We start from the raw sequence: 9,913 nt of genomic DNA on the forward strand, positions 1-9,913 counted from the left end.
ATCAAGTCTGTATTCAAGAATGGCTTCTTCTTTGCGTAGATCCATTATTCTTTCTTCGTAAGCTACTAAATCTTTTTCGTCCCAACGAAACTTGTCTAATTCATCATATGCTAGCTTTATTATTGGCGCTTTTTCTGCTATCTCTTTTAAGTCCTCTTCTGTTGTTTCTTCTGCGTATTTAAAAAAGAAACACCACCTTTCTACTATACTTTCTAACTGCTCTACTTTACTTTTTGAAAATTTTGGTAATTCTATAAAGATAAATTGAAAATCTTTTAAGTAATGGCCGTTAGTTTTTATATCACGTATATTATGAGTAGAGATATAATCAACTTCTTCAGGAAGTAAGTTACAATTTGATATAGCAATAAAGAAGACTTTCTTTAAATCAATGTAGTTGCCAGATTTATCTAATTGTCTTGAGTAGGCTTTAGCGGCATATAATTGAGCGCGTTTTTCGAAGCCCTTGTCTCTAGCGAGCTGCATTTCTGCTATATATCTATTTCCGTGAGAATCCTTGCAGAGAACATCAACAATACTTTGTTTATCAGAGGCAACTTCGGGATCCATAATAGTGCTAAGAAACTCAACTTCTTGTATTGCATTTATCTCAGTAAACCCTAAAATATCGTTCAAAAAGTGGATCAGGATATTCTTATTTTTTTCCGTTCCAAAGATTTTTTTGAAACACAAATCATTGCGAGGATCGAGAAATTTTGAAAGAGCCATGGCAAAAATGCTTGAAAATATTAATAACTATACACTATTATTAACAATTATTCAACCATATTTTTGAAGATAGCTAGTTTCTGTATTTATTTTAAATTGAAGAAAGCTCAAATGAAAGATCGTGCTTTGCTAAAAATCACAGAATGCAGTCTGGTTACACCTTATCTTTGTTAGCTATAGCAAGTAATTGTATTTGTAATATGACAAATCACCTGCTGAAAAATCATTTTATGATCCAAGTCAGTTTTTTTACAGGTAACTTCTAAGCTTATCAATTCTGCCAAAATCTTTTTAAGTTCTGAAAGTTGCAAACTTTTCAAATGAGATTTAAAGCTCTGCAATTGTTTAAAAAACAATGGAGGGCTTAGCTGATCAATCGCAGCCTGCTCACTCATTCCACCTTGCACTGACAGCAAAACGTTTTCAAGGCGTAGGAAATAATTTGATATAATGCGAATTAGCGCTATCGGTGAAAAATTTTCTTGCGATATCAATGCATCAGAAATTCTAATGAAGCGCGACATATCTTTACTTGCTATGGCAGAGCATAGATCATCAAGTGTAGCATAGTCGTTACCAGAAGTTGAAAAGCATAATTCTATATCAGTAAGTTTTAGGTCTTTTCTCTCCCCTAAGTACAAAACTAACTTCTCAAGTTCTGAACATATAGGCAGCTTGCTATGATTAAAGTAAGATTGCAAATGGTAGATTATCTCGTTTGTGCATTTTATATAATTTTGTTTTAAGTAACTTGATATAATGTCATAAAGATTGCTGTTGCTGTCCTTATAGCAAGCAATCACACCAAAAATTTTTGAACTCTCCATATAACTTTTAGTCGCAGAATTATATGGAAGATCACTTGCTACCATCATTACATAGTGACCACTTGCGTTATAATCCAATACGTTTTTTAACTCTTTGGATATACCTCCACTCACATTTATCAGCTTAATTAATTTTTTGCTGGTAAACATCGAAATGTTTGCCAACTCAAAAAACAGTAAACCGGGTGACTTATTCACTACTGCAAAATCCATCACCTGAACTGAATACTCACCCAAATTGGCAATTATTTCTTGTACATAAAAATCAACCCTACTGTTATCACTTCCATGAATTAGCACACCACGTAAAGCATCAGGTTTCTCTAGGAATCTTTTAACTTTGGATGGTGTAACCCTCATGCCACCTATATGATATCATTCTCATTTGATTGTACATGAGTATCCAAAGACTCTGAGCTTTCTTGTACAATATCATCTGCCGTACTCTGCACATCATCTGACGCATCCTTCTTCCAAAAAGAAGCACACTTATTGTAAAAATTTTTCATAGGTTGTACTATATATTTAGAAAAAAAATCCTTCTTCGCTCATATTGCTTACTCCATAAAATTAACAACTTATCACTAGCATATAAATAATAGTATAGCAAAAACTATTTTGTGCTAAGATAGTGATGTTTTATAATGAGTATATTACAAAATTATTAACATTCGAGACTAAAATTAAACCAACCTACTTAATATTAACCTTATAAAATAAGCGATAATTAAATATACAGCTGCAACAAGTATAATTGCAGGGCCAGTTAACAAATCAAAACTTGCAGATAACATCAGACCTGATATCCCAGAAATCACAGAAAAAACTGTTGCAACAATAATCATCTGCATCGGAGTTTTCGAAATGAGCCTTGCAGATGCTGCTGGTATTAGCAAAAATGCAGCAATGAGTAATATTCCTATTAATTGGGCAGCAATTGCTATAAATATCGCAAGAGTGATTAAAAATTCTAGTCTAACAAAATTGACATTAATCTTCTCAACTACTGCTAAATCTTGATTAATTGAAATCATTAACCAATAACGCCATCTAAATATTAATATCAAAGTAACTATTACAGAGGTAAAAAAAATCAATACCATATCACTTTGATCGAGCGTTAATATATCACCAAACAGTGAGCTAATAATACTATTATTGCCCGATGGAAGAAAAGACATAAGTATTAAACTCGATGATAAAACTACATTGGTAACAATGTTCAATATCGTATCAGCAGAATATAATCTGTTAAAATTAAGAGAAAGCAGTATTGCAAACGCAATTGCGATAAGCATTATGCTTATCGATGGGCTAATCTTAAAAATTAAAGCAAGTGCAACACCAAGCAACGAAGAATGGGACAAACTATCACCAAGATAAGATAACCTTTGCCATATCATAAACGATCCTAAAGCGCCTGTTACTAGGCTAATTACGACTACTGCAACTAGACTGTTGATGAAAAAATCCTGGGTAAGCATGCTATATGGCTATTAGATAACTGACAACAAATCTATCTTCGGATATTAGAACGTTATGGGTTCTGCATGCTGCACCGGTTGTCATAAATTCAAAATTTAAATCTTTTTGTTCCATAAGATAGGACTTCACTGAAGAACTTGGTATATTGCGTGTTTTACCAGTACCTATTATCAAAATTTCTATTTTCTCTGTTAAAAAAGATTTAAAATGTTCCTTGCTATTTATATCACTTTCTTTCAATTTAATCACCTTTTCAGGAAAAACTATAATTGAGCTGCAATATTCTCTATTATTCACCAAAAATTTTCCTTCCCTGTAACCATTTATAAGATTTTTATTCTCGGAAATTAAGGGCATAAAGTTAAACTATTAATTGAGTGTTGCATACCCACCATTCTGGTTGTTTTTTTCCGATATTAACTGCAGCAGCTTTTGCATTTTCCTCACTATCGAATATTCCAAAGCATGATACACCACTGCCTGACATGCGAGAAAGTATAGAGCCTTCTTGTGACTCAAGTGTTGATATCACATCCTTAATTTCAGGTACAAGGCTTATTGCTATTTCTTGAAGATCGTTTCTTGTCTCTTTAAGAAGCTTCAACAAATCCTTTTCAGCGTCATTGCTCCATTTAATTGGCTCAGAAAATTCTCCTTCATGCTTGGAAAATACCTCTGGTGTACTCAAAAATCTTTTTTTCGGTTTCACAAGCACCACATTCGTGGGTAAGGAAAATTTTTGGACATAACACAATTCTTCGCCAATACCTCTAACAAAAACAGGCTTGCTATCTATACTCGCAGGAACATCAGCACCAACGTTTAAGGCTATTTCATTTAAAATCGTCCTATCAATCTTCCACAGCTTCCCTAGCGTACGTACCACAGCTCCAGCATCTGAGGATCCGCTACCGAGTCCTGCAGCAATTGGTATGTTCTTTACAACTCTAATAGAAACTTTAGTACGCACTGGAGCATGTCTAAGCAGCAGATTAACCGCTTTCGTTATAGTGTTATACTGGTTATTTATTCTAGACTCGGAGTTTATAAATTCAACTGTAGAGTTATCGTATCTAGAATACTTTTCACCTACTTTTATTTCCAAAAAATTAGAAAGATTAGCAAAGACAAATAAACCTTCAATCAAGTGATATCCTGTTTCCTTCTTATTTACAACATGCAAAAAAAGATTGATTTTTGCAGGCGCCTTTACACAAAAACTTTTCATTATATATCTTCACTAAGATTATTTTTACATTATATGTATAATGCTATTTTAGTCAACGTCTATAAGGTTTTTGCACTTCTGATGAGAAAAAATGCCATAAATCCTAATTTCTCTGTATGGGTAAATGCGTCTGCTGGTACAGGCAAAACAAAGATCTTAATAGACAGAGTATTGAGACTTTTATTAGAAAACAAAAGAAATATTCTCTGTTTAACGTTCACCAATGCTGCAGCAAATGAGATGGAGAACCGCATTCACAGTACACTTAGTAGGTGGGCAATATGTTCAGAGAGTGTATTGGTTGCAGATTTAGAACAATTAGATTTCTTTCCGATGCCATCCCTTTTTTGTCATCCAAGTAGCACAACACTGGGATCCCAGCACCCCTACTTGTCATCCCAGTGCGTGACACTGGGGTCCAGAAAAAATGAAGCACTTGATCGTTATTTAACAAGAGCAAGAAGGCTTTTCTCTGAATTGGAAAATCTTGGCCTAACCATACAAACCATACACGCTTTCTGTTACAAATTAATTTCCAACTTTCCCATAGAAGCTGGCATCGCCCCAAATTGTACGCTGAGTGAATGTAAAGAATTACATTCCATCATATTCAATCAAGTGCTTCATAACGAAACTGTGCAGGATGATATCAACCTTATTGCAACTGAAATTGATGAAAATAAATTGCGCGATTTGCTTTATACTTTATGTATAAAAAGATCGATATCAGCAAATGATTCGAAATATATCAAAGATAAATTGAGCGCCCCAGATGAAATTCATGACTTACAGAGTGAAACAATTGAGCACGTGGAAAGACTAGCCGAGATATTAAGTGAAGGCAGTAAAAGAGATCAGAGTTATAGTGCAATGCTCTATGATTGGTGTAATAGATTCCTTGTAAAATCTCCTATCATTCCACCACTCTCTGTCATTCCAGCGCATGACGCTGGAATCCAGAAAAAAAGAACCAGTGTCAGCTACTCGGATGACACCGGAATGGAGCGGAAAGACACTAGAATAGAAGATTTAGCCAAGGTATTTCTCAAATCAGAATCGCACGAAAAAAAGAATATATCATCCATTGCAACAAAAAGTATTTTGGAGAAATTTAGAGATGCAGAGCAAATAATAGAGAGCGTTCAGAATGTAGTGTTTACTCATATAAAAGACATGAACTCTTATCAAATATTCAAGAGAACCAGTAGCTTACTTGGTGTGTTTAAAGTATATGTTGATCTATACAGTAGCGAAAAATCAAAAAACGCACTGCTTGACTACAATGATATAATTGGCTTAGCAACAAATCTTCTCAGCAATCCAAACTACAAAGATTGGATATTATTTAACTTGGATCAAAAAATAGATCACATCCTTGTTGACGAGGCACAAGACAATAGCATCAGCCAGTGGAAAATTATAACAAATCTCTGCGATGAATTTTTTGCCGGTAATGATGAAAAGCGAACCTTATTTGTAGTTGGTGACGTAAAACAATCCATATACAGATTTCAAGGAGCAAATCCCCATCTATTCAACTACATCCAACAATACTTTCATACGAAAACTGGTGGTAGAGATTGGATATCATGCCAACTTGAAAAGTCATTTCGTTCAACTCCAGAAGTTTTAATGCTTGTAGATAGAATATTTAACAACTTCCGCGCAGAAATATCTTTTGTTGATAATGAAATAAAACATGTTCCACATAGAGAAAATGATCAAGGATATATTGAAATTTGGCCAGCGTTACCAAAGTGTAAAGAGAAAGAACAGCGAGCTTTACAAATTCCTCTGACATGCAAGGAAGGTTATACAATAGCAGATCGATTACTTGCTCAGGCAATAGCCCACAAAATTCACAACTGGTTAAATGAAGGGCGAATTTTAGTTGCTAAAGATCGCCATATAGAACCAAGGGACATTGTGATTCTGGTACGGCAACGAAACGTGTTAGTTGATTACATAATAAGCGAACTTAAAAAAGCAAACGTGCCAGTTGTAGGCCGAGATTATTTTAGAATTATGGACTATATAGCCGTGCAGGACTTAATAGCTTTGGCCGAATTTTTACTCCTCCAGGCAAATAATCTAGCTCTTGCAAATGCTTTAAAATCACCGTTATTCAATTTTACCGAGGATGATTTATTTAACATTGCATACGACCGCAAAGAACAGTCGTTATGGGAAAGACTTCAAGATTATCATGGGGTTATCTATAGTGAATTAAACTATCTCATTAACTTATCTCGCATAGAGTCTCCTCTTGCACTATTTACACATATATTGCGTACAGGTAAGAAGAAATTTGCTGCAAGGCTAGGTCTTGAGTGCTTCGAGGTTCTAGACGAATTTATGAACCTTGTGTTGCAATTTGAAAATCCATCTCTTCAAGCATTTGTTCAATGGATCAAGGAGAATAATCCGGAGATTAAGAATGATATGCAATCAGAACGCAATGCTGTGCGAATAATGACAATTCACAAATCAAAAGGTCTGCAAGCTCCCATAGTATTTTTGGTTGATACAAACACAGTGCCAAGAAACAGTGAAAGCATTATTTTTGATGGAACAGAAGTGCCATTTTGGTGTGGAAAAAACAACAACGCTTATTGTGATCAAGTAAAAAGAGAGAAAAAACTAGAGGATTATAATGAATATTTGCGTTTATTATACGTAGCACTCACACGTGCTGAAGATGAGTTATACATCTTAAGTAAAGAGCCAGTGCAAAAGGGCTCTTGGTATGATCTAATCACTCAGTATGGAGAACCATATGAAGAGAAACAAGCATACTTACAGCCAATATTTAAAGAAAAAGTTGAAATGCTATGTGTGAACGCAAACTACCCTTACATTTATAAAAAACGTGATTATTTTGACGTTCCAGTGATTTCGCTTCCGCCAAACCTATCAATGTCATCCCAGTGCGTGACACTGGAAAAAGAAGAAAAGCCAGCATCAGCTACTCACTCTCCGGTGTCATTCCAGCACTTGATGCTGGAATCCAGAGAAAAAGAAGCCTGGATCCCAGTGTCCGCTACTTGGATGACAAATAGGGGTACTGGAATGACAGAAAGTAGCACTGGGATGACAGATGGTTATACAAGAGGCTTAATAATCCACAGCATATTACAATATATGCCCAAGATAGAAAAAGAAAGGAGAAAAAATTGGGTCAGAAAATATCTTGACAATATAAACACCAGTGAAGATAAGAATGAAATTTACAGTAAAATATTGGCCTTTAATGAAAAATATGGCTACCTATTTGATTTAGAGGGCAAATCAGAAATTACACTAAGTGGAGTAATTGATAGCGAACCAGTGTTAGTACGACTAGACAGGCTATGCATAACGCAAGATAAAGCAATCATAATTGACTACAAATCACACCGTAACGTTTCTGTTTCCTTATTAAATGAAATAAAAAAGCAAATGCTGACCTATAAAACCTTAGTACAAGAAATATATCCCAACAAGCAAGTAGAGTGTGTGGTTATTTGGGTGGAAGATTTAACTATTCAATCTGACTTTTAACGAAACTTGATTACAAGAAATAGCTACTATGTCATACCACCGCGAACCGTCATGCCGCCGCAAACCGTCATACCGCGATTCATTCGCAGTATCTCAGCCGCTAACAAGTAGCGGGATGACGAATTACTCAACTGTCATACCACCGCGAACCGTCATACCGCGATTCATTCGCGGTATCTCAGCCGCTAACAAGCAGCGGGATGACAGCAGTCCTACGTCATACTGCTGCGGATAGATCCCGCTAACAAGTAGCGGGATGACGAATTACTATACCACCGCAGAATGTCATACCGCCGCGGTATCTCAGCCGCTAACAAGAGATCCCGCTAACAAGTAGCGGGATGACGAATTACTATACCACCACAAACCGTCATGCCGCCGCGGTATCTCAGCCGCTAACAAGTAGCGGAATGACGAATTACTATACCACCGCAGAACGTCATACCGCCACGAACCGTCATACTGCGATTCATTCGCGGTATCTCAGCCGCTAACAAGAGATCCCGCTACTTGTTAGCGGGATCTCAGCATAGCTATCTTAAAGCTAAGTAATATAAGTCAACCCAGCTAGGATTCTTTTGATTGATCAAATTAATTTTCCACTGCCTTGGCCATTCTTTCAGGCGCCTTTCTCTTGCAATAGCTAAACTTATATCTTCAAACTCTTCAAAATATACAAGTTTATTTACATTATATCTTGATGTAAAACCTGAAACAATTTTGTTTTTGTGTTCCCAAATCCTCTTGATCAAATTTGCAGTTACACCAATATATAATGTGCTATTAGCTTTATTTGTAAGTATATAGATATATGATAACTTCATCTTAATCGTTTATAGCTAAAGTAACTGAGGTTTACCAACATTATACTACACCATCATGCCACAATAAAACTTACCGTCATACCGCCGCGAACCGTCATCTTTTAGCCGCTAACACGTAGCGGAAAGCTTTCACAACAACCTATTTTCCTTGAAACTAAAATAGCTACTGAATGTAATAATAATGTGGTCTATTAATTCTATTCCTATACTTTGGCAAGCTTCTGCTAGTTGCCTAGTAAGAGATATATCGCTATTTGAAGGTTGTGTATCTCCGCTTGGATGATTGTGAGATATTACAATGGATGTTGAACCAATCAAAAGTGCGCGCTTGATGATCTCTCTGACATAAAGAGGAGTTTGATCTACTGTACCAACGTTTTGCAGGTCTTCCGCTATTAGACGATACTTTTTATTCATGTAGATAACACGAAAATTTTCCTTATTGAGGCTTCCTATACTTATTCTTAAATAATCAAGCAATTTTTCCCAGTTATCGATTATAGGCAGGTCTTTTATTTCTTCTCTTGCAGAACGAACAAAGGCTTGTTTCACACAAAAGATGGCAGATATTGCTGCATTGCTGACACCATCAACATTTTGCAGTGCTTCCAGGTCAGCATTAAAAACTTTATTCAAACTGCCAAAATTTTCTATCAAACTCTTTGCTATCGGCTTTACATCAATTCTACTGTATGCTGAATATAAAATGTGCTCTAAAACTTCATAATCAAGTAATGATTGTCCATTATCTAAAATAATTTTCTCTCTTAGGCGCTTTCTATGCCCCTTTTTGTAATTTTTCATCATTAATGGATTGCTTATCTCTTATAATAAGAAATTGAATTTTTAAGTAAAATATTTAATAAAGCACATGGCGCATAATTGTAAGAACATTCATTTTTGAAGACAGTAAATGGTGTCATCAAAGTAGCTGACGCGAGCTCTACTTCATACCGCCGCGGTATCTCAGCAGATCCCGTTAACAAGCAGCGGGATGATGATTGTCAGGCCAGTGCCCCTATAATGTCATCCCAGTGCCTATTTCTTTGTCATCCCAGTGCCCAGACACTGGGATCCAGAAAAAAGAATGGTGTCATCCAAGCCCCCTAGGTGTCATTCCAGTCTGGAATCCAGGTTTTCCGCAGCCCCATTAAAAACGTCGTATTTTAACATAAAACTGCTACCTCACCAACTTAGTGTATGATAAAAATTCCTGGATCCCAGTGTCACGCACTGGGATGACAGGGGAATGAGGCACTGGGATCCAGGAAAAAGAATGA

9 protein-coding genes are annotated in these 9,913 nt (G+C 35.9%); 1 reads left to right on the top strand and 8 read right to left on the bottom strand.

Features of this window, described 5'->3' with window-relative positions:
• The 6 genes from OZD67_RS04200 to OZD67_RS04225 form a co-directional block, all read right to left on the bottom strand.
• Nucleotides 1-729 (bottom strand): Rpn family recombination-promoting nuclease/putative transposase (locus OZD67_RS04200; protein WP_274999624.1); only part of this gene is annotated, 729 nt, incomplete at its 3' end.
• 170 nt (nucleotides 730-899) lie between these two features.
• On the bottom strand, nucleotides 900-1,916 hold the full coding sequence (gene holA / locus OZD67_RS04205) for a DNA polymerase III subunit delta (protein WP_182182988.1): 1,017 nt from the start codon (nucleotides 1,914-1,916) through the stop codon (nucleotides 900-902).
• 5 nt (nucleotides 1,917-1,921) lie between these two features.
• The gene (locus OZD67_RS04210; protein ID WP_182182986.1) at nucleotides 1,922-2,065 is read right to left on the bottom strand and encodes a hypothetical protein; all 144 of its coding nucleotides are present in this window, start codon (nucleotides 2,063-2,065) and stop codon (nucleotides 1,922-1,924) included.
• 174 nt (nucleotides 2,066-2,239) lie between these two features.
• Entirely contained in the window at nucleotides 2,240-3,040 is an 801-nt protein-coding gene (locus tag OZD67_RS04215; RefSeq protein WP_182182985.1) for a metal ABC transporter permease, read from the bottom strand.
• A gap of 1 nt (nucleotide 3,041) precedes the next feature.
• Nucleotides 3,042-3,398, bottom strand: a complete 357-nt coding sequence (locus OZD67_RS04220) for an Mth938-like domain-containing protein (RefSeq protein WP_182182983.1) — start codon at nucleotides 3,396-3,398, stop codon at nucleotides 3,042-3,044.
• 4 nt (nucleotides 3,399-3,402) lie between these two features.
• Nucleotides 3,403-4,269: a 4-(cytidine 5'-diphospho)-2-C-methyl-D-erythritol kinase gene (locus OZD67_RS04225; RefSeq protein ID WP_182182982.1), complete on the bottom strand. Its 867-nt coding sequence runs from the start codon at nucleotides 4,267-4,269 to the stop codon at nucleotides 3,403-3,405.
• A gap of 81 nt (nucleotides 4,270-4,350) precedes the next feature.
• Here OZD67_RS04225 and OZD67_RS04230 point away from each other — a divergent pair, with 81 nt between their 5' ends.
• Nucleotides 4,351-7,809 (top strand): UvrD-helicase domain-containing protein, encoded by a 3,459-nt coding sequence (locus tag OZD67_RS04230; RefSeq protein WP_182184177.1) that lies wholly within the window; start codon nucleotides 4,351-4,353, stop codon nucleotides 7,807-7,809.
• Nucleotides 7,810-8,342: 533 nt separating this feature from the next.
• On the opposite strand, the gene OZD67_RS04235 is transcribed toward OZD67_RS04230, so the two are convergent.
• The gene (locus OZD67_RS04235; protein ID WP_007549156.1) at nucleotides 8,343-8,633 is read right to left on the bottom strand and encodes a GIY-YIG nuclease family protein; all 291 of its coding nucleotides are present in this window, start codon (nucleotides 8,631-8,633) and stop codon (nucleotides 8,343-8,345) included.
• 129 nt (nucleotides 8,634-8,762) lie between these two features.
• Nucleotides 8,763-9,437, bottom strand: coding sequence for a RadC family protein (radC, locus tag OZD67_RS04240; RefSeq protein WP_182184176.1), 675 nt, complete (start codon nucleotides 9,435-9,437; stop codon nucleotides 8,763-8,765).
• Between the last annotated feature and the right edge of the window lie 476 nt (nucleotides 9,438-9,913).

Source organism: Wolbachia endosymbiont of Drosophila nikananu (assembly GCF_028981865.1).
Taxonomy (GTDB): Bacteria; Pseudomonadota; Alphaproteobacteria; order Rickettsiales; family Anaplasmataceae; genus Wolbachia; species Wolbachia pipientis_B.

Bases quoted from the DNA above. Each gene is read 5' to 3' on its own strand.
- holA (WP_182182988.1), bottom strand. From the start codon at position 1,916: ATGAGGGTTACACCATCCAAAGTTAAAAGATTCCTAGAGAAACCTGAT.
- OZD67_RS04210 (WP_182182986.1), bottom strand. From the start codon at position 2,065: ATGAAAAATTTTTACAATAAGTGTGCTTCTTTTTGGAAGAAGGATGCG.
- OZD67_RS04215 (WP_182182985.1), bottom strand. From the start codon at position 3,040: ATGCTTACCCAGGATTTTTTCATCAACAGTCTAGTTGCAGTAGTCGTA.
- OZD67_RS04220 (WP_182182983.1), bottom strand. From the start codon at position 3,398: ATGCCCTTAATTTCCGAGAATAAAAATCTTATAAATGGTTACAGGGAA.
- OZD67_RS04225 (WP_182182982.1), bottom strand. From the start codon at position 4,269: ATGAAAAGTTTTTGTGTAAAGGCGCCTGCAAAAATCAATCTTTTTTTG.
- OZD67_RS04230 (WP_182184177.1), top strand. From the start codon at position 4,351: ATGAGAAAAAATGCCATAAATCCTAATTTCTCTGTATGGGTAAATGCG.
- OZD67_RS04235 (WP_007549156.1), bottom strand. From the start codon at position 8,633: ATGAAGTTATCATATATCTATATACTTACAAATAAAGCTAATAGCACA.
- radC (WP_182184176.1), bottom strand. From the start codon at position 9,437: ATGAAAAATTACAAAAAGGGGCATAGAAAGCGCCTAAGAGAGAAAATT.